19 protein-coding genes are annotated in these 24,733 nt (G+C 38.5%); 6 read left to right on the top strand and 13 right to left on the bottom strand.

The window, feature by feature from the left end:
- The first annotated feature begins 137 nt into the window (after positions 1 to 137).
- Positions 138 to 1,016 carry a DKNYY domain-containing protein gene (locus QE382_RS07365; RefSeq protein WP_307185297.1) on the top strand — a complete coding sequence of 293 codons (879 nt, stop codon included), beginning with the start codon at positions 138 to 140 and terminating at the stop codon, positions 1,014 to 1,016.
- A gap of 1 nt (position 1,017) precedes the next feature.
- Here QE382_RS07365 and QE382_RS07360 read toward each other — a convergent pair whose 3' ends face one another.
- Together QE382_RS07360 and QE382_RS07355 are read right to left on the bottom strand one after the other, a co-directional pair.
- Positions 1,018 to 2,112, bottom strand: a complete 1,095-nt coding sequence (locus QE382_RS07360) for a hypothetical protein (protein ID WP_307185296.1) — start codon at positions 2,110 to 2,112, stop codon at positions 1,018 to 1,020.
- A gap of 16 nt (positions 2,113 to 2,128) precedes the next feature.
- A complete protein-coding gene (locus tag QE382_RS07355; protein ID WP_294346548.1) occupies positions 2,129 to 2,938 on the bottom strand; it encodes an RNA polymerase sigma factor in 810 nt (269 codons plus the stop codon).
- Positions 2,939 to 4,201: 1,263 nt separating this feature from the next.
- Here QE382_RS07355 and QE382_RS07350 point away from each other — a divergent pair.
- The gene (locus QE382_RS07350) at positions 4,202 to 4,702 is read left to right on the top strand and encodes a helix-turn-helix domain-containing protein (protein ID WP_307185295.1); all 501 of its coding nucleotides are present in this window, start codon (positions 4,202 to 4,204) and stop codon (positions 4,700 to 4,702) included.
- Positions 4,703 to 5,198: 496 nt separating this feature from the next.
- Here the strand turns inward: QE382_RS07350 and QE382_RS07345 are convergent, their stop codons facing one another.
- The 5 genes from QE382_RS07345 to QE382_RS07320 all read right to left on the bottom strand — a co-directional run bounded on the left by QE382_RS07345 (position 5,199) and on the right by QE382_RS07320 (position 13,869).
- Positions 5,199 to 5,645 (bottom strand): transposase, encoded by a 447-nt coding sequence (locus QE382_RS07345; RefSeq protein WP_307185294.1) that lies wholly within the window; start codon positions 5,643 to 5,645, stop codon positions 5,199 to 5,201.
- A gap of 127 nt (positions 5,646 to 5,772) precedes the next feature.
- On the bottom strand, positions 5,773 to 5,922 hold the full coding sequence (locus QE382_RS07340; RefSeq protein ID WP_307185293.1) for a hypothetical protein: 150 nt from the start codon (positions 5,920 to 5,922) through the stop codon (positions 5,773 to 5,775).
- Positions 5,923 to 6,062: 140 nt separating this feature from the next.
- A complete protein-coding gene (locus tag QE382_RS07335) occupies positions 6,063 to 7,232 on the bottom strand; it encodes a M12 family metallopeptidase (RefSeq protein ID WP_307185292.1) in 1,170 nt (389 codons plus the stop codon).
- 1,241 nt (positions 7,233 to 8,473) lie between these two features.
- Positions 8,474 to 9,355 carry a hypothetical protein gene (locus tag QE382_RS07330; protein WP_307185291.1) on the bottom strand — a complete coding sequence of 294 codons (882 nt, stop codon included), beginning with the start codon at positions 9,353 to 9,355 and terminating at the stop codon, positions 8,474 to 8,476.
- A 1,205-nt stretch (positions 9,356 to 10,560) separates the two neighbouring features.
- On the bottom strand, positions 10,561 to 13,869 hold the full coding sequence (locus QE382_RS07320) for a TonB-dependent receptor (protein ID WP_307185290.1): 3,309 nt from the start codon (positions 13,867 to 13,869) through the stop codon (positions 10,561 to 10,563).
- Between the two features lie 465 nt (positions 13,870 to 14,334).
- Here QE382_RS07320 and QE382_RS07315 point away from each other — a divergent pair, with 465 nt between their 5' ends.
- Positions 14,335 to 14,811: a hypothetical protein gene (locus tag QE382_RS07315; RefSeq protein WP_293888528.1), complete on the top strand. Its 477-nt coding sequence runs from the start codon at positions 14,335 to 14,337 to the stop codon at positions 14,809 to 14,811.
- 73 nt (positions 14,812 to 14,884) lie between these two features.
- Here the strand turns inward: QE382_RS07315 and QE382_RS07310 are convergent, their stop codons facing one another.
- The 4 genes from QE382_RS07310 to QE382_RS07295 form a co-directional block, all read right to left on the bottom strand.
- Positions 14,885 to 15,670, bottom strand: a complete 786-nt coding sequence (locus QE382_RS07310) for a M48 family metallopeptidase (RefSeq protein ID WP_307185289.1) — start codon at positions 15,668 to 15,670, stop codon at positions 14,885 to 14,887.
- 152 nt (positions 15,671 to 15,822) lie between these two features.
- Complete coding sequence (gene plsY / locus QE382_RS07305; RefSeq protein ID WP_307185288.1) at positions 15,823 to 16,473, bottom strand: glycerol-3-phosphate 1-O-acyltransferase PlsY; 651 nt, start codon at positions 16,471 to 16,473, stop codon at positions 15,823 to 15,825.
- A 14-nt stretch (positions 16,474 to 16,487) separates the two neighbouring features.
- A complete protein-coding gene (gene nadC / locus QE382_RS07300; protein ID WP_307185287.1) occupies positions 16,488 to 17,345 on the bottom strand; it encodes a carboxylating nicotinate-nucleotide diphosphorylase in 858 nt (285 codons plus the stop codon).
- 77 nt (positions 17,346 to 17,422) lie between these two features.
- A complete protein-coding gene (locus QE382_RS07295; protein ID WP_307185286.1) occupies positions 17,423 to 17,881 on the bottom strand; it encodes a DUF4783 domain-containing protein in 459 nt (152 codons plus the stop codon).
- A 171-nt stretch (positions 17,882 to 18,052) separates the two neighbouring features.
- Between QE382_RS07295 and gpmI the strand changes: the two genes are divergently transcribed.
- The 3 genes from gpmI (at position 18,053) to QE382_RS07280 (ending at position 23,148) form a co-directional block, all read left to right on the top strand.
- A complete protein-coding gene (gene gpmI / locus QE382_RS07290; protein WP_307185285.1) occupies positions 18,053 to 19,585 on the top strand; it encodes a 2,3-bisphosphoglycerate-independent phosphoglycerate mutase in 1,533 nt (510 codons plus the stop codon).
- On the top strand, positions 19,566 to 20,153 hold the full coding sequence (locus QE382_RS07285) for a hypothetical protein (RefSeq protein ID WP_307185284.1): 588 nt from the start codon (positions 19,566 to 19,568) through the stop codon (positions 20,151 to 20,153). Before gpmI ends, QE382_RS07285 begins: the two co-directional genes overlap by 20 nt.
- 700 nt (positions 20,154 to 20,853) lie before the next feature.
- Entirely contained in the window at positions 20,854 to 23,148 is a 2,295-nt protein-coding gene (locus QE382_RS07280; protein WP_307185283.1) for a TonB-dependent receptor, read from the top strand.
- A 54-nt stretch (positions 23,149 to 23,202) separates the two neighbouring features.
- Here QE382_RS07280 and QE382_RS07275 read toward each other — a convergent pair whose 3' ends face one another.
- Both QE382_RS07275 and QE382_RS07270 read right to left on the bottom strand, forming a co-directional pair.
- A complete protein-coding gene (locus QE382_RS07275; RefSeq protein ID WP_293879461.1) occupies positions 23,203 to 23,757 on the bottom strand; it encodes a ferritin in 555 nt (184 codons plus the stop codon).
- Between the two features lie 171 nt (positions 23,758 to 23,928).
- Complete coding sequence (locus QE382_RS07270; protein WP_209577883.1) at positions 23,929 to 24,585, bottom strand: tetratricopeptide repeat protein; 657 nt, start codon at positions 24,583 to 24,585, stop codon at positions 23,929 to 23,931.
- Positions 24,586 to 24,733 lie beyond the last annotated feature (148 nt).

Below are 24,733 nucleotides of genomic sequence, written 5' to 3'. Positions count from 1 at the left end.
ATGACCTTCTATTTTCAATCGCATTAGTTCCAAGAAATAAATAATTAATTGATGACTAAACTTTATTGTGATTATTGGGTCTCATTAACAAGAGTAACATATGATCATTTGCTTTCAAATTTAACCCGATGCCCTATATGATGTCAAAAGTCCCATTTAAAACCATGCTCGTTCTTCTTTTGTTGACTACTGCCACACAGGCTATTTGTGCTAAAGTAGTGCATGCCAATCCTGCTACTTTTTTCTTTCAGGAACATCGGGGTGATGGTTACAGCAAAATCGGATCACGTATCTATTATCGTGGCAAAGAAATTCCAAGCGCCAACGCCAGTTCGTTTCAATTTTTAGGTTCGGGTTACGCCAAGGATACCTGGAAAGTATATTTTCGAGGGTCAATACTAACTGATGCCAGCCCATCTACTTTCCAATTTCTTGGAGACGGTTATGCTAGCGATGCCTGGAAAGTTTATTTTTATGGCAAGCCATTGTCAAACGTAACAACTTCTACTTTCCAGACACTGGGAAATGGTTACAGCAAAGACGCGTGGAAAGTCTACTATTTAGGCAAGGAAATTAATGGGGCAAACGCTTCGAGCTTTGAAAATCTCGGTCGGGGGTATGCGAAAGATAATTGGAACAGCTATTATAGGGGCGAAAAGAACGATAGATTTGCTGGAGCTACCACACAGCCTCTCGGCGGTCAATACGCCAAGGACAGTTGGTCTGTTTTTTATAAAAATCAGAAAGTGGAAGGGGCTTCTGCTTCAACGTTTGAATATTTGGGTGATGGCTATGCCAAAGACGCCTGGGCAGTTTACTATCAGGGAATAAAAGTTAACGGCGCTTCGGCATCTACCTTTACAGCACTTAGAGGAGGGTATGCGAAAGACTCCTGGACGGTTTTCTATCGCGGCCAGGAGCTGAAGGGGGCGAGTGCTTCCACCTTTGAATATTTGGATAACGGCTATGCCGGGGATGCATGGAGCAAGTTTTATAAAGGGAAAAAATTGGATTGATCTATTCGATGATAACGTTGATCCCGACCATTTTAGCTTTGTATTTAATTTTTTCGATAAGACCGTAGTAGCTCCAGTTTCGCAGTAAGAATTTATCGCCTTTGGCAATTTCCTCCTTATTGGATTGGTTGACCAACAAGAGGGTGCCTGCCTGTGCTTTCACACAAAGTTCAATTAATCGGCGGCTATAGAGGTGGAGCTTGGTGTCTACATAATTTTTCTCCTTTTCGTTGAAGTGCTCCAAGCTTTTCATTTTTCGCTTACGACCACGCCCACCTTTATCAAATGCTGCAGCTTTTTGCAAGCGATGCCGTGCGGCTTGGATGGCCATACGTCGGTAAGTAAACTCTTCTTTATTACCGATCTGAAAGGACTCCTTTCCGATGGTGACTGCTATGGGATGTTCGATTGAAAGCGACGCTTCGGCGATAATGTTATCTTTCAATTCTTGGATTTTCTTTGGGAGCTCGAGGGCCAACAGCAGAAAGATTTTACCTTTGACGATTTTGATTGCGCTACTACAGACTTTGATTTGTCCGACCAATGCACGTTGTAGCAGCACTCGTTTATCCGACCGGTCTTTACCGAGGTAGGTGCGAAACGGTATTTTGAATAATGTGAATTTAAAATCTCTAGCATTCTCATCTTTACTCAAGTTAATTCGTCTTCCAGGAAAGGGAATGGGCATATCCTTTTTGTAATTGCGAAGTGATTTTTCACCCTTCCAATAGGAGAGACGATCTGCCTGAAAATATTTGATTAAAGCCGTGTTTATTTGTGATAGAATATCCGTAGGAATTCGTCCCTTAAAATAATTAGATAGCACGCGGTAAGTAGTGTTCATGCGTGAAGTATTCAATACACCTTCGGGATTCTTTGCCTTATCGGCCAGTTTAATTTTAACATCATCTTGCAAATAAATCAGGTCTTTCAGATTTTCCTGCACATATTGGTGGGTGATGACCATATTAGCGGCACGGAATACGAGATCCTGCCATTCAAAGAGTTTTTTAAAATATTCCGACCGTTTTTCTTTATCGTCACAATCCACGAACACCTGTATTTTCCGGGTCAACACCATTGTATCAGCTGCCATATTGCTTTTATTTTTTTTATGCTATTTTTTTTGATTTAATTTTTGCGTGCGCATTAATAAACAACGTCCTTACCTGTCCCCCATCCAGCTGCAATGCTTCCGAAATTTTGTCGAAGGAATATTGCAATTCGTAGCGCATGCGAAATACTTCAGCTTCCTCTTCGGTCATTTCACCATTTAACTTAAATTCGACCGGCTTGGCTACAAGCTGCATTTTCTCTTCACTATGGACGATGGCACGTAGGTATTCGATTGCATTTTCAATTTGTAGACTAACCTCATAATCTGATATGTTTCCCATATAGTACGCGATACGTTCATAGTTAAAACTATATTTGAGGCAGAGACGAATAAAGAGTTGTTGATCGCGGTTGAGGTTTGGAAGAATAGCATTAAGCTGATCCATTCTCTTTTTCTTTTCCAATTCCAGTTGTTCGATATAGAGCACATCGTCTTCGTTTTCCTCTTCCAGTTCATAGCCCAGCATAAACTCCTGATAATCCTCTATGCTATCGAGCCGCAGTAAGCTTCGCTGAAATTTGTTTTTTGATTTTTTGTAAAAAGCCTGAACCGCGGTTTTCACCTGAACTTTCAGAAAGTCGAAGATTTCAGTTTCGGAATGTACATTTTCTCGGAACAGCCAAAGGCGTAGAAAGGCCTCTTGGGCAATACTTTCGCCTGTACATTCGTCATCTGTTGCGCGGTGTGCACGAAAAAGGAAATGTTTATAGAATTTTTGGTAGAAGAATTTAAGCCCCCTTTCTTCACCTTGGCGGAGGTTTTCTAATGCGCGTATGGTCTCTTGTTTTCGTAAAAGTAGTTTCATAATTCGTCCTTTCTTGGTTAAAGCGAAAATCACTTACCGCAACTCCGGCGGAATTTGACGGATTTTATGGAAACCGAAGCTGGGTAAGTGTAAATTGTTAATAAAACTTATTGGCATTGAATGGGAGATACTGTCGTTACGCGGTCCAGCTGTGTATACCCTTTATTCTAAATCATCTTTATCCTAGACGATTCATTCTACTGGTAAATATATCAGTTGTGTATCCCCTAAATTTTTGTATCTTCATAACGCTGTTTTTTAAAAAGCTCTTTCTTGTGTATACTTTATGTTTAGATGTCATTAACATCTAAGTTTATTTGGGATGCCGGATCGCGTTGTTGAATAGATCCTACATTGTGAGACCGTTAACATCCGCGATTGAATGAGGGGTCACAAGGTGTAGTTGTGTATACCCTACTTTTTGCTATCATTAACATGATAGTTTCCCCAATTGCGATTTTTTCGCGTTATTGAATATACCATACATCTTAAGGTCATCAACATCTTAAGTTACGAACGCTCGAATAGAGCAATGTTGTGTATACCTAACTTTTTGAGATCGTTAACATCTCTCTTTGAAAAAAGTTACGCGTTGAAAAATTGTTACTAACCGACATTTCGAGACTATTAACATCCTATCACCTATTATCGTAATAACAATCAAGAACATAACGCAGGATGTTACCCAACATTTTAATAAAAAGGGTATTTAGTGAGTCGCCATTGCGCTCACCCTACGGCATAACAAGATGCCTCCTATTCTAATCAAACTGATCAGCAAAACATCCGATCAGCCTAAATTTTTATATTCTCCTTATTCAATACCAACAAGTCAAAGAACATCCTCAACGCAAAATAATTACTTTATTTTTGCGCAAACACAGCTTTTGAATAAACTCAATACCGAGTCTATTTCAACGATTCAAATAATTTTATTTTTCTTAATCCTATGCTTTGAATGGCAGTTCACGTTAATAATAGGGGTTATCAACATAGGATGCTAGATACTAATCTACAAAATAGTAATGAGTTTTATTCCGGTGACTTTGCTATATTTTTAATACTTAATTTTCTCATTATTTGCATTTTAATCATACCATATTAGTATTGCATTATGACTCAACAATTATTGGTATGGTTCACAGTTCACATTTAGTTTATCGGCTTTCGTTGAAACAAATATACATACTAATATTTATTTGCGCAAATAAAATAAAAAATATTATTATTTAAATTATGCGCAAATAAGTCTTCCATTTGTATATGGCAGATATTAACGAGAACATACTGGAGGAAATTGGTGAGGAATTGCGCATTCAAAGGGAAAAAATCTACTATACCTTGAAAGATGTTGCGAATATGACTGGATTGACTACCAATACGGTCTCGGCTATTGAAAAAGGAAAAGGTTCTTCTTTGAACAACTTTATTCTGATCTGCCGTGCGCTCAAAATTCAACCACATAAGATATTCAGAAAAGAGATTGATTTAACGCCGCTCTACAATATTCCCCCAGAGTCAAAACGCCGTATCGAACTGACTAAAGAACTGGATGACCTTGTTTATAATTCCAACTTCTTTGAGATACCCCGTCGTGTTTCTGATATCATCCAACAGCTGAATGCCAACAAAGACCAAAGCAATAAATTCTCAGTTTATCTCAGCGGTTACTGTAAGGAAGGAACCTTGGAATATGAAAAACATGGAAATTATAAACAATACCGAAAAAACCATTCTGCGAAACCTGTTAAGAAGTATAAATGAACACTGCCAAACTTGTATATATATGAGTGCAAAAGCTCTTTAAGGGCAATGGGCCAGTGTCACAAGGATTTGAGTGGATGGTCAAGTTGACAGTGAACTGATTAGAAATTTGTAAGTGGATATGTGTACACTGTACCTCGGCTTGAGCTGGCCATTGTTCATATGGTCATAATTCATATGCATGAACGTTGCACCCTTATCAGTCCCGCTGCAACTGTTCCGCTTCACCAGCACAGTCCCCCGATGGCAATGCGCTATTTTGTCTAGATAAATTTTGGCGGCGTAACGCAACATCGCCCGTATCTATTTGTTGACCCAGGCATTCCCTTCCAGCACAGTTCAGTCTATCCACCGTGGCCTGAACTTAGCCCTGTAAATTTCTATCAGGCCCAGAGGTTCGGGGAAGCTCATCCTCAGATCTGAATACGCTCAGGATGGTCTTTTTCCATACAATAGTATAACGGTTGACAATCGCTTCGATCTTGGTGCCATCTGTTTAGATAACTACTGTCTTCAACAATCCTGCATCAGCCAGTAATTTAACAACTTCTTCAAATATATTGCGAAGGACATCCTTTAAACGGATGCCACGAAATCTTTTTATGGCATTATGAGCCGGAAAACTCATCCCGCTCAGCCACATGAAGTTGATATTTTCCAGACAGGCTACCCCAAGTTTGCGGCTGCTGCAAACATTGCTGATATAGCCATAGACCAGCATATTCAACAACATCTTTGTGTAATAACTGGAACTGCACTTTATTTTATAGGCATCCAGGAGCCTCTGAATATTGATACGGTTGATAACATCGTTTACAATCCGTACAGGATTCAACCTGGAAACCAGTTCATCCAAAATTGAAGGAATTACCATGAGCTGGTCTTGGTAGTAGGGCTTAAAACTATTACGTTTGACCATAAATGTTTCTGATATATTATACAAATAATTGAATTTCAATTACTTAATAAGTATAGACAGAAAAAGGGGCCATTTCATATTTTGAGATAGCCCCATAAAATAATATTTAAAGTCATTTAAGGATTAATGAATAGGCTGCTCTCCAAATCTGTCATAAATACAGGCCTATAATCTGAGCTTCCAACAGATTACGATCTCTCGTATCTAATTTAGGCTCTCCCGCATCTGCTACTGCCTGAGATCCGGGCTTGCCGAGGTTGTGATATGGGACCGAAACCAAGTTGCGACAAGTTTTCTTCAAACATTGATGTTATTGATGTGATAATTAGGTTAATTTTTAACAAAAAATATTTAAACACTAGTTCACAATCATTAACTCCAATATGAAGTAAAATAGCAAAATTAAATATACAGATATTTTTTCATTATAATTTCTTCAAACTAAAACTGATATCCGGATTTTTGAATGACATTGATTCTTTGATCAAGTAAAAAATCTAAGTCGCCATATTCATACCATCTGCTTTCTATCAACCCGCTAACAAGTTTAAATGAACTGACTCCTGCAGGAACAATATTACTTGAATTAAATTTAATTACTTCAATTGGGTTAGCTTTATTTGATTTTCGTTCTTCAACTTGTTCAAAATATATTTTAATACTATGAGTTGTAGTTAATGGTATTGTTTTGGAGGCGTTTTGATAGAAATCCACATATACATCGTAAGTCTTTTCAGATCCGTCAGGAGTTGATTGATAATCGGTAACATCTAAGCGCACATCTATATAAGGAGAAACTCCATATATATAATTGATCCCGGAGATATCACCTGTCGAAAAATCGCTTCTATTAAGTGGCCAATTATAAGTGGGATCAGATTTATTTTTTAAAACATTACTCATAGGGTACATCATTATAGAATTAAAATCAAAAAAACCAACATCAAACCCTAAAAAATTTGTATCATATTTTTGATAATTAATATTATTCGCAACACTTGGATCCACTTGTACAAACTGATCTCTATCGGACCTTGTATGCTCATGAAATAAGCCAATAGCATGACCTATTTCATGCATTACAGTCCCGTACCCTGCAGATGTAGATATATGTATTTGTTGTACACCTCCAATTTTGCCCAAGCTAGACATGCTCGTCGATGGGTGATTAACAAATATGACATAATCATTATGCCAAGGCTGCTTTGGAACCAATCGAACAGGAGTTTGATTATGATAACGACTTATTGCGTCACTAACTCTTTGTACATCATAGAAATTGCTTTCTATTAAATAGGGAACCTCACCGTTTGGCCATTTGCTAACAAGATTTGTCATAACCGCACTTCTTGGTAAAGTCGAGCCACTCAAGCTTTTTAAAGTTAAAAACTGCTTCTTGCTAAGAAGAATATCATCTGCGATATAGTAATTACCTTTCTTTTCTAAGACCTTAATTTCACTACCCCCTGGTAAATTAAACTTATGAATTGTAGAATCAGCAGGTGACACTTCTTCAATTTTCGTTGTATTAATTTCATTTTCTTTTGTACAACTAACTAATGAGACCGCTAGTAAAATAAAGTAAGAAAGTTTTTTAATGTTTCTTTTCATATTCATCATTATTTTAGATTAACTATATAGACTATTTATAGGTTAATTTTACAGTCATTTAGCTTTCAAAAAAGTCGTCAAGAAGTACATCCAAACTACAATTTTCCAGTTGGAGAAATCAGTATTTTCTTTCTTCTCTCAAATGGAGAAAAACCACAATTATCCAAGGAAACAAATTATCTTCAAAAACACGGACCACATACTAAGATAACAAATTAAAAACAAATTATCACTATCATTCTAAATAAAATTAGCAATATATAAAAAGGAATTCTTTCTTGTCAAAAATTTTATGTTTCTATATACAACCATTGTCTATCCTCCTGATGTTTAAAATACCCCAAACCGCCCGTTTTTATCAGGCATTTTTTTATAGATAAAAGGATCGTTAGCCCACTTTTAAAAATCAATTTTTTAAAAGAAATTCACTCGTATAAAACTCACCAAAATAAACAAATTCTACCTGTAGATAACTTTTTTCTGTATATATTTCAATAAAAATACTCTGATCAATGCGGCCCATATCTGTATTCGTATGGAATTTTTTGATATGCCCGCAAAACTGGCCACTTTAAGCAAGCTGCTTAGGTGTTTGAAAAAGATCTTTATCTGCCAGCTTTGTTTGTACATTATCGCTACCATACCCCGCTTCCAGTACATGTTGTTAGTGAGAAATTCAAATTCCATTTCTCCGAAATACCAATATGGTTAATATTGCCTGTAGTGCTTCGAAGACCATTAATGATATCACTAACCGAATCTGCCAGAAAAATGACAAATAACATGCTCACAAGATGTGTTCAACTGCTGAGGCCTTTCAATAAAAGATTTTTTGAAATCACAAATACTCAACTTTTTTATAGTTTTTTTCCATTCGTTTTGGACGGCATTTAATAAAACTAGACTGCAATGATATGGGCGAATCTAAGTTTAATTTTCGGCGGATTATTGGCTATTTAGGTTGCTCAGAAAACAACGAGCTTTATTTTAATCAAATAACTATGGTAGAGGTCGTCAAGGAAAAAAATGAGGCTCTCATTAATCAAAAACTTATGATAATGAAGGTTTTCCTCTTGACGAATTGAAAGCGGGACAGACAAATAGTAGTAAAACAGTTTTCTATGAAAAGCTATATCTGAATGTAAACCGTTAAGGGACGGAAAAGGTCAAGAAAAATTAATGACAAGAATAAACCGCGGCGACCCTGCCATCCTTGTAAAAAATAAATTGGAAAAAAATCTTTAGATACCGTAAATTAAACCCAATGAAATCCCTGTGGCGTAATAAGACACCCCATTAAATCGAGTTGTGGAATTATCACCATATTTATAATAAGAGATATCAACCCCTTTTGATGAAGATTGTTTACCCGATAGCATACTTAGATATAAATTAAATTGGTCAGAAATATTTCTTTCAACCTGTATTTTTATCGACCATCCATTGCCATTAGCCATTTGTTCAAAACTCACTGGATGCTGAAAATCTTTGATCAGATTCCAGTTTGCTTTAGAATAGTATTTGAAAAATGAATAGGTCACCTCTGAACTAATAGAGGTAGCATTATTAATAAAATAGTCAGCACCAAGATTTAGGGATAATGCCTTCCATCTAGAGTCGTAAGTTGTCTTGAGGTCTGGGATCTCATCTTTAAGTAGATAAAATCTATGTTTATTTTGAATAAATTGGGTACCTGCATTAAATGATATCTTTTTGAAATTTAAAAAAGTATAACGTCCACCAAGTTTTATTGAACTTTGATTTCCTTTATTGCTCGAAAAAGATTCATCATAGGTCATGTCTGTGCGGTTATCACCTGAATAATCACGATCCTTAGCCATTCCAGAAATAGTAAAACCTCTTTGATAAGCAAAGAAAACACTAATTTTTTGCTGGACAGGATATATCAATTTTAATTCAGGCCCAATTGTAAGAATGTTATCGTATTTTAATTCCGAAAGTACATTTGGGTCTGTTCCATTAATATTCCCAGCAATCGACCAGTCTAACTTAGTAATGTATAAATGAGAGCCAACAGATATCTGGAAATCCTTATTCTGAGCATAAGAATAATTTAATGAAATAATTAAAACAATGATTAGCCAGTTTAAATAGGTTTTCATCTAATTTCGTTATTTAAGTTTACAATTTTATAAAATGTGATTTTATTTCCAATTTTCTTGAAACAACTAATTTGTAAATCTAAATTTTGGCCAAACTTGCTGACTACAATATACAATCACCTTCGTCATAAACGTTAATAAAGTGGCGGCATTTTGATAAAGCAAAGTTGCTATATTTAAATCGCCAAATTTTAACACACTGCCAATTGTAAAGTTAAACGTTTTTAATCAGATTTTTATCCCTTGTGAACCGCGAATTCTTCAAAGATTTGGTCGCTAAACACTAGAGTTACAGACACCAAAAAGGGACCAAGAGCTGGACGCATCTTGCGAGCGTGTTATTTTGCCATTTTTCTGACAGATTCAGTTCGTGATATCAGTAACGGATTGCACAGTGCCTCAGAGAATCTTAACCATTTAGGAGTTGGTAGAGCTCCCAATAAGTCCAATACTTCCTATAAACAAGCATTTCAGTCGTGAATTTTTTAAGATCTATACCTTTCGCTATTTTACAAGCTATGACGAAAGGATAACCATTTGCGCAGTATCAACATTTGTGGGCATCTTTGAAAATCCGGTGATGCCCCTTTTATTAGACCACCTATAAACGAAAAAATGGACAGCTTTAAATCTTCCCACAATATAAACATAGGTTAAAATTGAAGTGATTACAAAATCACTGTTTGTTGAAGCTAAACACATGTCTAAAATTTATTTCCCCAGTATTCAATGTTTAGGGTTGTGGTGATAATCATCTCTCATTTAATTTTTCTGAGCAATAGTTCACGGAAGAAACATCATCACCATCACTAAGATAGCTATTCTTAGGATTACATTTCTCAAATCCTTTAATGCGCTGCTATGTTCATTGTAATCAAAAGGGCTCAGTTATTGAATCTTCGTCCGCACATCACTCCATCCCTGAGCATGGAGCATATTTTGGATTATTACAGGATAACTTCTTTTAAAGATTTTTCAAATAAAGTTCAGGAAAATTATTGTAACAAGTAATTTATTATTCCAACACAGTTCTTTTACAGTCTCAAAATACTAGCTATTATTAAATGAAAAAGCTGCTTGATTTACTACTGCCAATTTTATTTACAAGTCTACCACTTCATTATCAGCTATTTTATAATAAAAACACCCCAAAAGCTATCATCAAGCTTTTGGGGTGCCATTGATTAATTTACTATATATTATTCTTAGTTAAATTTAAATTTAACACCGAACTGCATATAATAAGTTGAAGATATCGATTCGTTCGGTCGATTCAACTCTTTTATTACATCGCCATTTGCATAGCCCAAGTTAAATGTTGGAACTGTAGTACCATTCGCTTCTACTTTATCAATATTTTTTGGAGTCAATAAAATATTGTTATTAATTTTATAAGTACCCCAAGAAGAATTAAATAGGTTACCAATATTCATCACATCCCAAAAGAATTCTAACGAATTATTTCCGCCGCCAATTCCTCTAAATACTTCTTGTGACAAATGGAAGTCAAACTGGTGTCTCCATGGTGCAACAGCGCCATTACGTTCAACATACTTTCCTTTGTGCTCGCTAAGGTACTTATCGCCATCCACTAAGCTCCAAAATATGTCGGATTGCTCCTGCGCAGTGTATGCTTTTTTACCATAGTTACTATTACCAGCTGCTATATCAATAAATTTCAATTCTGAAGCATCTTTCGGGATATAGATTAAGTCATTATTTTGACCATCACGATTAAAATCAGAACCATAATAGTAAGAGAATCTACCCATTGAGCTTCCACTATAGAATAATGTCATCGAAGTATTCAATTTACCAATCCAATTGTTGGTGTAAGTCACAGATCCCATTAAACGATGAGGAACAATATTGGTAGTATATCCCAGTTCAGGATTATTGGAGTTACCATTTGCTTGAAGAGGAATAGACCATAGGTTTTGAATTTGATCTCCAGCTCCATCACCGTAATTTTTAGCACCACTATAAGTGTATGCAACCATTCCGGAAAATCCTTTATCGAAGCTTTTTTGCAATTGAGCAGTTACCGAATAATAATGTCCACCTTTCGCATTGGTCATGTACGTTGGAATAAACTGTCCTGAAGATCCTTTAACAGGTTGTCCTTTTGAGTCAATTGTATATAGGTATTTATCTGCGTTTGCATTCGGAAAGATAAATCTAGTATCTCCATATCCAGCGATATTCATTGCCGTTGGATCAACCAAGTTTACATTTTTTGCAACTACAGCATTAATATCTTTATTATAGATAGCCTCTACTGTACCCACTACTCCCCAAGGTAACTTGTAATCAACAGCTACACTTGATTTCCAAGTTGAAGGAAATTTAAGGTTAACATCCATCGCTGACATATTTCCGGGCAATGAAGTTCCTGCTGCATCAGGCGTGGCTGGGTAGTTTGCTTTAATATCTGGGCTAAATGATGGCATATTTGCATCGCCAGCAGCATAAGTCTTTGTATATTGAAGCATACCGGAATCTCCTGATTGAGCAACAATCCAAACAAAAGGAATTCGACCAGTAAATACCCCTGTACCTCCACGAACAATAAATGAACGATCACCATTAACATCATAATTAAATCCAAAACGCGGAGATACCATTACTCTTGTTTTAGGCATCGCACCTGTATTTAGATGAAGTCCGTTAGCAAATTCTAGGCTCTGCAACAGTGGGTGAGTTTTCATTTCTGAAACATCTGGATACGTTGGAAGTTCTAAACGCACTCCCCCCGTTAATTTCAGTTTTTCATTTACTGTAAACTGATCTTGTAGATAAAGTGACCACTGGTTAAACTTGAAGCTTGGCATAGCTTGCGAACCATCTGCAGTTAATGGATAAGTCAACGCATAGTTTACAGCAGGTTTACCCCCAATAAAGTCTTGCCAAGAATTATACATATAGTACCCAGCTCCAAAACGTTGAAACCCATTTACTGTCCGAGACGTCTCAAACTGAAGACCTCCAGTAAAATAATGATCGTTCAAGGTATAGTTAGCGTCATAATTTGCAGTCCAAGTTTTGACCGAGCGAAGATTTCCGTACGTAAACGGATCTGTTCCGAAAGAGGTAAGTATGTTACCACCTGTACCAGCAATACCATCACGTATGTCAACTAAAGGAAATATATCTCCAGAGACACTTCGCGGCTCATCTTGATTTACATAAGATAGACGGGCGGAGTGATTCAAATTACCAACCTTTCCGTTATACTCAGCTGTCGCAGAATATAAATTTGTTTCTTGGAAATAATTCGAGTTTTGAAAACTTAACGCATTATTTCCAGTTCTATTCATTGGATACACCTTTGTATCAATATTAGATCCACTAAACGATGAGCTCAAATTAGAAGGAGATTTCCCTTTAACTTGGTTGTATCTAAAATTGATTTTGTGATTATCAGCAATGTTCCAATCGATACGAGCAAAAATCTTATCATTATTACTTTTCGAAGAATATCCTTGGTAAGCACCAGGATCATAACCGTAAGTATTTTTCAAATAATTACTCACTTCATCCATAAAAGCAACTGTAGGTCTTGCAAAATAACTTGTAGTTCCATAGTCAGATTCTTTTACAGAAGCAACTTTGGTCGGTCCTGGTTCAGTTTGCTTCAGTTGTTCAACATTCACAAAGAAGAATAACTTGTTTTTAATAATTGGACCACCTAAACTTACACCATACTGTTTTACACTTAGATCATTAGGTGTAAACACCACATCATTTACACGATTTCCTTGTTGTTTATCAGAACGACCACTATAAAAAGCTGAGCCAAAGAAATCGTTACGACCAGAACGTGTTACAGCATTAATAGACGCTCCTGTAAAACCTGATTGACGAACATCAAACGGAGTTACATTTACCGATATCTGCTCTATCGCGTCAATAGAAATTGGAGACCCATTTGCTGGAATATTTTGGCCAATACCAAATTGGTTATTGAAATTCGCTCCGTCAACACTGAAATTATTGGCACGGTAATTTCCCCCACCAATAGCAGTACCGTTAGCTTGAGGAGTTAAACGGGTTAAATCATTTACACTTCTAGTAATTGTAGGCAAATTCTCGATCTGACGACGCCCAACAATAGTAGATGCTCCATTTCGCTCTCCTTTTAAGACGCCAGCTCTTGTAACAACTACTTCTTCAAGATTAGTCGCTGAATCGCCAAAAACAGGATTTACTACGAATGGTTCACCTAATTGCAAATAAACATCTTCATACACGATAGGTTGTTGTCCTACATAGGTTACTTCAATTTTGTACGGTCCGCCAACACGCATATTAGCTAAGTTGAACCGACCTGCAGCGTTAGCCGAGCCAGAATAAACAGTTCCTGATGGCACGTGCGTAGCTTTAATTGTTGCTCCCGATGTGAACTGTCCATTAGCCTCTTTTACAATACCTGTAACGCTACTTGTTGTAACCTGAGCTTGTACAGCACCATAACTAGCCATAACAAGAGCGAAAAAGAGTAAAGATCTTTTCATATAATGTGATTTGTTAAAAAATGTTAAGCAAAATTACTAAGAGATTTGAAATTACAAAGGACTTAATATAAACTTAACACACTAAACCACACCCATTTCATGAAATCCACAACAAAAATTAGACATCAATAGATAATTTATCACGAAAAAAAACGTTGTAAGATGTTTTAAACCAGCATTTACATTCTAATTATCTGATCAAAAATAGTTTTCCACATCAATTCTGGATTTTTTTTTTGTAACAACATTCTTCCAATCGGAATTTAATTTTTTAAAAAATTTTAGCTAATTTCCTAACAGTTGAAAATTACCTTATACAATTCAGTTTCCTGTAGCAATTGCACGACTAGTGCCTAACGAATTGAAAAAATCTAAACGATTGTATACGCTGGACGTTTTGTATAAAAACTTGTTTCAAAAGCCAAGAACATTTCTGAAATTCGCACACCTAATATTTTACGCTTCATGGAAGACGGTATTCAAAATTCTTCTTTTCTAGAACCTGCAGACCTTAAACTGTCTCCAGCAGGACTCGCTTTTTTAGCTTCAGCAGCCAAATGGGCCAATTTTTTGGCCATCGTCTGTTTTATTTTCATCGGCATCTCGGCCATCACCATGGTTAGCCTGATCTTTGGCGCAAGCGCCTTGTCACTCGGTGCTGACGAATATGTCACAGCGGGCGCCTTATCCACATTCGGTGTCCTGTACCTGCTCTTTCTTGCTTTCTTTTGCCTTCCCATCTATTTTCTGTATAATTTCGGATCTAAAGCGAAAAAAGCAATTGAAAACCGCGATACCATTCAGCTGGAGCTTTGCTTGGATGCGTTAAAAAAACACTACAAATTTATTGGCATCATGGTCATCATTACCATCGCTTTTAATTTTATGGGATTGGTCATCGGTGTAGTACTTGGCGTTAGCGATGCGCTAGCCGGGGTGTAACTTGATCAAAATATAATGCAAAAAAAGAGGGATCTGCTCACGCAAATCCCTCTTTTCGTATCCTATCAATCGTTTATTTTTTATAATACTTCATCGCATTCGGAATCAATTTTTGGATATCCGCAATACGTCGTTCATCGCTAGGGTGCGTACTCAAAAACTCTGGCTGCCCTTTCTGACTTCCCGAGGCCATACGTTTCCAAAAATCGACCGCTTCATTTGGATTATATCCCGCCAAAGCCATGATGATCAATCCGGCAGCATCTGCATCGGATTCATCGCTTCTGGAGAATTTCAACTGCGCCAAATTTCCTCCCAAACCGTAAAGATTATTGAAAACTCCAAGAGTACTGTTGCCAGATACGCCGGCTGCGGAACCTAAAATCTGTCCGCCCAATTGCAAAGCAATCTGATTCGAAGCCTGCGCTACGGAATGCTCCTCAATCGCATGGGCTATCTCATGCCCCATTACCGTGGCAAGTCCTGCTTCGGTACGTGTAACAGGCAAAATTCCGGTATAAACTGCCACTTTACCACCAGGCATACACCAAGCGTTCACATCATCACTCCTTACTAAGTTGAATTCCCAATTGAAGTTAAATTGGTTGGCACGACCGGTGCTTTGCAAATATTGGTTCACCGCTGTGGCCAGTCTATTACCCACACGTTTAACCATTGTGGCATCGGCAGTCCCAGTGACTACTTTTGAACTATTCTTCGATAAAAAATCTTTATAAGCCAATGCAGCTTGCTCGTTCACTTGATCAGCACTGACCAATTTCAAATATTTTTTCCCGGTAACAGCAGAAGTTGCACAACCTGACAACCCCGATGCCAGTGTTACACACGCTAATACCATAGCTGAATACTTAAACATTCCGTTCATAGTTTATATTTTATTTCAAGGGCCATATGGAGTTTCAAAGCGAAAGATAATCGCTTTTCAGCGCATCCAACATGGATATTTTACAATAATTTATTAATCCATCGTAGCGGATGCAATTATTGTGCCTATTCTTTTTCCTTCGCTTTTTTCTTAAAAAGGTAGATCTTGGACTCATGCCCCTTTAACAGACGCTCTATATTCTTTTGGTGGGTAATCAACAAGAGGATACAAATCGCTATTCCATACAGGAGTACGGAAGGTATCGTTGTTTTGAATATAAAGGCCAAACTGAATGGAAATGCAAATCCTGCCGAAATGGACCCCAATGAAACGTAATGGGTGGTCAACAGGATAACAACAAATACAGAAACACAAACCAAGGCTGCAGGCGTATGGATCGCGAGAATCATACCACAGAGCGTTGCTACGCCCTTCCCTCCTCTGAATCCCGCAAATACAGGAAATAAATGTCCCAATACCGCGATAACGCCCAATGCCAACTGAAAGTTAACAAACTGAACATCGCTCGTATTTTGCCCCAGTTCTATTAAATAAGCTAGATTGGTTGCTGTCCAGCCTTTAAAAATATCGACAAACATCACAATCGATCCCGCTTTCGGTCCCAACACACGAAAGGTATTAGTCGCCCCAGCATTACCACTACCATACTCACGAACATCTACCCCATAAAATGCCTGTCCCAACCAAACAGCCGTTGGTATGGACCCAAACAAGTACGCTAGTAATACTGCAATTACTAAATAAATCGATATCATTAATTAATTAGTTCTTATATTAATTTGGCCTTCAGACTAAGATCAAGGCTCTTCACACTGTGTGTCAAAGCACCTACTGAGATATAATCTACCCCGGCCTCCGCATATGACCTAATCATGTCAAAAGTTATTCCCCCAGAGGCCTCTGTCTTGAACCGACGGTCGATAATCTGAACAGCTTTGGCAACATCTTGCGGTGAAAAATTATCTAACATGATTCGATCCACTTCGCCAAAGTTAAGAACTTCATCAAGTTCCACAAAATTTCGGACTTCAATTTCTATTTCTATTGGTTTATTTAGGCTCTTTCTATAGGCATTTGCACGCGCTAGCGCAGGTATAATCCCGCCGCTATAGTCTACATGATTATCCTTAATTAAAATCATATCAAAAAGACCAAAACGATGATTGGTGCCTCCACCAATGCGCACGGCTTCTTTCTCTAGCACCCGTAACAGGGGCGTCGTTTTTCGCGTATCCAAAATTTTTGTATCTGTACCTGCTAACAGATCCACATACTGCCGGGTTGTTGTGGCTATACCACTCATACGCTGCATCACATTCAGCACCAAGCGTTCGGCCAATAAAATACTTTGGATATTTCCCCTGACATAAAAAGCAATATCACCCATTTTAACCCGACTTCCATCCTGGATAAATACCTCACAGACTAAACTGTCGTCCACATAGGCGATAATTGCCTGCGCTACTTCGACACCTGCCAGTACACCATTATCCTTCACAATCAACTTTGCTTCACCTTGCGCGCCGGCTTCAATTGTCGATAATGAGGTATGATCTCCATCGCCCAAATCCTCCGCGACAGCTTGTTTTACAAACTGGGCCAAATAGTCCTTGATTTCCTTCTCCATAAATGCTATTTATTGGGCTAAGATGTGGAATAATTTTTTAATCGAAAAATAGATTGATAAAAAAAATAGGATCAGGATCAATTTTTGTCGATCCTCAACTCTTCGATGGAATGGTTATTACTCCCTGCTCCTATCTTTACAAAGACCCGATAGTTGGCCTGTTCTGTGGCTAAAGAAAAGGTAAAATATTGATAGCCATTGTTGGCATTGCTCGACTGCGTCAGTTTTACTGTCTTGGGTTTATGCTGATTAAAAAATGTCCCCAACATGATTTCTGATTGGTACTTTGTATAAATACCATTTTCCCCTAAAATCGACAAGGTGATGTTTGAGGCAAAATACTTGGCTATGTTTTTTGCATTACCCTCTTTCAAATATGATTTTAGCTCTTCCGAAATTCTTTCCAAAGAATCATCAGCCCCGGGCAAGTTTTCTTCCATCCGTGGATTTACAGGCATCGAAAAATGACCAAACGCAGCATTGTGTAAAAAAAGATTCGTAATAAGTATAAATCCGCAATGGCTTAAAAGTTTCATATAGCTTAACATGTATAGAACAGATTCTGTAATCAAAATCAATCCTTAGGCAGTTCCATTTATGATGGAACACAAATGATGCCACAAACCTATAAAAATATTGGTGATTAACAAGGGAAGTTTTTAAGATGCGTTGATAGATTCTAAAATTAAGATTATCTTTGTTATACGATGAATAAGAAAAAAGTTGCACTCATGATCCTAGACGGACTAGGATATGGAAAACATGATAAATCAAATGCAGTTGAAGCTGCAAACACCCCATTTTTAGACCATTTATTAGAAGCATATCCAAACTCAACTTTAGAAGCTTCGGGCGAAGCTGTTGGCTTGCCTGCCGGCCAAATGGGTAACTCTGAGGTAGGGCACATGAATCTTGGTGCCGGAAGAATTGTCTACCAAGAATTGGGACGTATTCACAAAGCGGTCAATGACGGCGTATTCAATTCGAACCCAGTGATTCAAGACGCATTTAAATATGCTTTAGCAAATAACAAAAAGGTACATTTTATCGGTTTGCTTTCCGATGGTGGCGTACACGCGCACACCAAGCACTTAAAGGGTTTATGTGATGCCGCAAAACATGCTGGACTGAGCAGTGAACAAGTATTTGTACATGCTTTCTTGGATGGCCGTGATACGGATCCAAACTCGGGCATTAATTACGTGAGAGACTTACAGGCGTATTTGACAACAACAACAGGTACCTTCGCATCGGCAATCGGTCGGTACTATGCGATGGATCGCGACAACAGATGGGAACGGGTAAAATTAGCATACGATCTTTTAGTAAAAGCGGAAGGTGAAAAATCCAATGACCTGGTGGCCGCTATCCAAAAATCATACGATGAAGGGATAACGGATGAGTTTGTGAAACCAATTGCCTTGGTAGACGCCAACGGAGCGCCTGTGGCTACAATACAAGAAGGCGATGTGGTATTCTGCTATAATTTCAGAACGGATCGTGGCCGCGAGATTACAATTGCGCTAACTCAAAAAGCATTCCCAGCATATGATCTGAAACCGTTGGATCTATATTATGTGACCATGACGTCTTATGATGAAACGTTCCAGAATGTGAGAGTGGTCTTTCAAAAAGATAACTTAACCAACACGTTGGGTGAAGTATTGGAGGCTAACCATAAAACACAAACGCGTATCGCCGAAACAGAAAAATATCCACACGTCACATTTTTCTTCTCAGGAGGCCGTGAACAAGAATTTAAAGGTGAAAACCGTTTGTTGGTTCCATCCCCCAAAGTGGCAACTTACGATCTTCAACCCGAGATGTCAGCTCAAGGAATTACAGCGGCTATCGTTAACGATATGGAAACACTTCAGCCTGATTTTATCTGTCTGAACTTTGCAAATCCAGATATGGTAGGTCATACAGGAGTTTTTGATGCTGTCATTAAAGCCGTAGAAACTGTGGATCAATGTACCAAAACGGTCGTAGAGACTGGTCTTAAAAATGGTTACTCCTTTATAATTTTGGCCGATCATGGCAATTCGGAATTTATGGTCAATGAAGATGGATCGCCAAACACCGCGCACACAACAAATTTGGTTCCCTGTATCTTGATTGACGATCAGTACAAAAAAATAGCCAACGGTAAATTAGGTGATATTGCCCCAACCGTCTTACAAATTTTGGGCGTCAATATCCCCGCTGAAATGACAGGAAATGTATTGGTATCAGAATAGTAACGTACATAAAATCAGTAGCAGCGCACGCTCCTTTTTTGCGGGTAGTGCGCTGCTTTTTTGGAGTTGTGGATCACCTTCCGCAACAAAAAGCCCTCAAAAATCTTCCGACATATTTTCTGTCGACTCGTTTTTTAATGCAGAAGTCAATCGCTTGCAACAGCTCAATCCCGCCGTGCTAAAATCTGTCAGCAAAGATGGAGAAAAAGAACAGCGCGAGCTGAAAATTGGAAGCTGGAAAAATGAACTGTCCGCTTTTCAAGCTGCTGATATCAGCAAAAATTTCGATCCCACATTGTATGAAGTCAAAGCTGTCGACTGTGTGACCGAATTTACAGCGAAAAAGAAAGATCTGCAGATACAGAAACTGCGTATCGAATTTGATAAGAACGAAAAGGTAAAACACATCCATATCGATAAAAAGATAACAAATAGCTTATACGATAGTCAGGAAAATTTAGACTACTTCAGCGATTCGCTTTATCGCATTGTCAAATTGCAAGACGTTCAGGGACTAGATGCCAATCAATATGAAATTGTCGGCAAGTTTGTTCATCCCAAAAAGTAATACGATAAGTCTTATACATCAGCAAAATTCGCCGCTGAGTCTTTGATTCAGCGGCGAATTTTATGATCCTATCATATTAATAAATGCAACACGATTGCTTTATATTTTATTTTCATTATCTTTGACCCGATTAATAAAGTGATCCGAGTGACAGCTTGGGTTTAAACGTAGTGATTTCAGCGTGAAAGATATCTCATTGAACAAATTCGCAGCATTCGTGCTCTTGATGACCTTCTTAATTGGTCAGTTCATTGTGTACAGTCATGAACATCCCCAGGCTGCACTGCATATCGTAGATAGCCCAGCAAAAAAACATCAGGCTGATCACCCCAAATGTGCTATCTGCGACCAAAATTCACATCCTCAACTGGTTTTTAATTTTACGCAGGGTGAATTCATACTTCCTGTTAAAATCGTTGAATTTGGTCTGTTCATCATTGGAGACCAGATAGTCAGATCATTGATTTCTGGCAATCGAGGCCCACCCCTCTATTCATTTCTATGCTAATTTCAATAGTGCGTGTTAACATAAGTTGACCACTATTGCTACCAGGACTCCATAAGGGTCTTTACAACTCAACAGTCAAACGATGCATACGACCAGCTATCGGTTCAACCTTGGCACAATAACGCCTTGGTAGCTGATTCAAGCTTTGTCGTTTGTACCGCTGATATTACATACGTAGAAATTATAGTACAGATGAAACTTAAAATTATAGGCTGCATTTTTATGCTTGTCTCCTATTTCTCCATACTTCCGGCGCTTGCCTCAACAATTAGCGGTAAAGTAACGGATGCCAAAACCAACCTGCCAATTGCTGGTGCTACCATATCACTGCAACAGCTTCGTTCGAGCACGGCATCAGACCAACAAGGTCATTATAGCTTTAAATCTCTTCCTTCAAATGGACGCTACTTGGTTGAGGTCCGTTTTTTGGGTTATCAGTCCGTTGTCAAGGCCGTTGATTTAACGTCGGAAAATCTTTCCCTTGATTTTTCCTTGACAGAAAGCATTATTGAAACGAATGAAGTAGTCGTTACAGGCACACTCGTCACTTCTCAGAGCCGTCGCAACAGCACCTCAGTAGCTGTTATTTCCAAAGATGAGTTGCAGGGAAATGGAACAAATCTTATTGATGCGCTTGCGCGACAAGTTCCCGGACTAAGTCAGATCACCACTGGACAAGGAATTTCAAAGCCTGTTATACGGGGTCTGGGCTATAATAGGGTGGTCACGGTAAGCGATGGGGTAAAACAGATGGGACAACAATGGGGCGACGAACACGGCATTGAAATCGACCAAAATCAACCCGACCGTGTCGAGGTTTTACGTGGTGCGGCTTCATTGATGTACGGATCTGATGCCATCGGTGGTGTGATCAATGTACTGGAGCCCAATGTTCCTACCGAGGGACATATTAAAGGCGAATTACTGACAAGCTATGCGACCAACAATGGAATGACCAATAGTTCTGTTATGCTAACAGGTAATGAAAATGGCTTCGTATGGCGTGGTCGTGGATCGTATCAGAATGCGTATTCTTATAATACCCCTGCAGGAAGATACGGCAATAGCGGCTTTAACAACAGCAATTTAAGCGGTATGCTCGGGCTAAACAAGCAATGGGGCTATTCGCACCTTAATTTTTCTTACCTAAAAAATAACATCGGTTTTTACGATGCCGAACCGGGCGACCCGCTTTACACAAACGCTAAAAGCCGTACATTGGATTTCCCCAAACAGGACATCCGTCACTATAAATTGGCCCTCAACAACAGCTTTGTTATCGGGTCGGGCAATTTAAAACTTGACTTGGGCTACCAAAAGAATCAACGTCGAGAATTGGAAGAAGCTACCCCATCCCTGTTCTTTGACCTAAATACCTATTCCCTCGATGCCAAGTATTCTTTAAGTGAAAGAAACGGCTGGCAACACGTATTTGGTATTAGCGCAAGTCAGGAACACAGTGTAAATAAAGGGAGCGAGTTCTTAATCCCAGCCTATGACCAGCTGGAATTGGGAGCTTTTGGTTATGCAAAGAAAAGCTGGGGTGAAAACACGTTTAATGTCGGTTTACGCTATGACTATGTCAACAACAAAGGCAAACAGCTGTTTGTTGAAGATGAAGAGCAATTTCCTGGTTTTAAAAATAGCTTCAGTAACGTCAGTGGTGCTCTTGGTTATACGCATATTTTCAATGAGGATCTCAACTTTAAAGCAAATGCGGGCTCAGCATTTAGAGCGCCCAACCCCGCAGAACTCGGCTCCAATGGTGTTCATGAGGGTACTTCGCGGTATGAGGTCGGTAATGAGAACCTGAAACCCGAAAGAAGCTATCAAGCGGATGCAACACTCGAGTTTGGCCATAGCATCGTTACCGGAAGTATCGGAATCTACGAAAACTATATTCACAACTTTATTTATGCCTCGGCAACAAAAGGGGATACAAAAACTGTGGTTGGTGAAGATGGCGATTCACATACTTATGACGTATACCGCTATGGACAGGTCAACGCCAATCTATATGGTGTTGAAGGAAGCTTGAATTTTCATTTGTTGAACTGGATTCACCTGGACAACACGTTTAGTTATACGCATGCACAGAATAAAACCTTTGACAGACCATTGGCATTGATCCCGGCCGGCGTAGTGCACAATACCCTGCGCCTCGAGCCTAAAATAAGCGGATTGAATGCCTTTTACTTATCAGTGGGGTTAGACAATTATTTTAAACAGAGCCGCATTGACGAAACCTTCGAAACTCCAGCAGACGGATACACATTGTTGAATGCCGGAATCGGTACGACATTACATTTCGGGCAGCAGCAACTGAAAATATTTGCGGCAGCGTCCAATCTGACCAACAAGCGTTATTACGATGCGTTAAGCCGATTGCGCCCGGGTCGGCTATCGCAAGAAGATCCAAATTTTGGCGTTTACAATATGGGCAGAAACATCACATTCGGTGTCTATCTACCGCTTAACATCAAATAAAAAAAATGAGGAATCTCTGAAAAGGATTCCTCATTTTTTTTATACAGTTTAGTATTATTTAGGATCGTCAGCAGTTGCTTCTCTTGCTAGCGTCACTTCGTCTGGCATAGCTTCCAAAGAGGAATCCAACGCAAATAAGGATTCGTCCGAAGCACGGTCTCCACCGGCAATCTTCAATTTATCAATCAATTCCAGCGCTAGCTTCTCTTCTTCGATCTGTTCTTTGACAAACCATTGTGCAAAATTCCACGTTGCCCAGTCTTTCTCGGCCATTGCTAAATTGACAATGTTATAAATCGCTTCGGTATTATCTACTTCGTGTTTGAAAACGCGGTTAAAACATTCTGTCAACGTTTGCGGATCTGCTGGAGGTTGTGCAATGGCTTCAATTCTTGGCCGGCCACCCCGTTCCAGGATATACCCCATAATCTTCGTCATGTGGTTACGCTCTTCCTGTGCATGTCTATACAGGAAATTGGCCACTCCACCATACCCCTGATCATCTGCCCAGACCCCTAATGCCAAATAAATTTGTGCCGCTTCAGCTTCCTTAGTCATTTGCTTGATTAAAGTTTCTTGCATTTCTTTTGACAATCGATTCGTTTCCATATTTATTACTTGTTTGATTTAGAATAAGAACAGAATAATACAGCCTTTCGTTTTTATATTGATAAAGAAAAAATAGTGAACCAACTTATTTTTACACCATAAAGCGCTAAAATTTTAGACAAAAAAAAGGGAATCCCTGCTGGAATTCCCTCTCTATACGTACTAGTGATACTATTTTAAATTATCTCTATATACTTTTGCTTTTTTGATTTCGGTTTGGATGTCTTTTTTAGACGAATCAAAGCTTAGTACTTTTTCGTAATCTTTGATTGCATTATTATAAGCATCGGTTGCCATCGCCTTATTATAGTTTGGCGTGCCCGCTGTACCAATCAAAATACCTAAGTCACGATTAGCAATCGCTCTATTCTGATAGAATTTAGAATCGTTTGGTGTAATGGCAATTGCCTTTGTATAATCTTCGATAGCTCCTTTCAACAACTGCTCTTTATTCGCGACAGAAGCTTTATTTGTCGATTGAACAGCAAGATTGTTCGTCGCTTTTGCTTTGAAATATAAAGCATTTGCATTTTTACCATTTAACGCAACCACTTTACCAAAAGTTTCTGCTGATTTCTTATAGTCACCATTTTGAAACTGGGAATAACCCAACATATATAATACATCCGGATCTTTTCCTTCTTGAGGCAGAGCTTTTGTCAAGTATGACTCGGCATTCTTGAAATCACCATCCAAAAGAGCTTTTTGCCCCATTCTCACATTAGCGTTGCTATGTTCGGCCTGTTTTGGTTGTTGTGCATTTGCGCTAAAAGCAACTAAGGCAAAAACCCCAGTAAACAAACCCAATTTAAATGATTTTAAATTCATATCTAAATAGTTACTTTTTTATATTCACTTCATAATGATCGCTAGCGATCGTTTCTACGTCTCTGAAAATAGCTTCCGTATGATTTCCGTAACACCAGAAACTGCCATCAGCGCCTTTTCACACTCCAATATTACAATTATTATGCCT

This window comes from Sphingobacterium zeae (assembly GCF_030818895.1).
Taxonomy (GTDB): Bacteria; Bacteroidota; Bacteroidia; order Sphingobacteriales; family Sphingobacteriaceae; genus Sphingobacterium; species Sphingobacterium zeae.
Note: the sequence above shows the minus strand (reverse complement) of the source record. Positions and strands in the feature narration are given on the sequence as shown.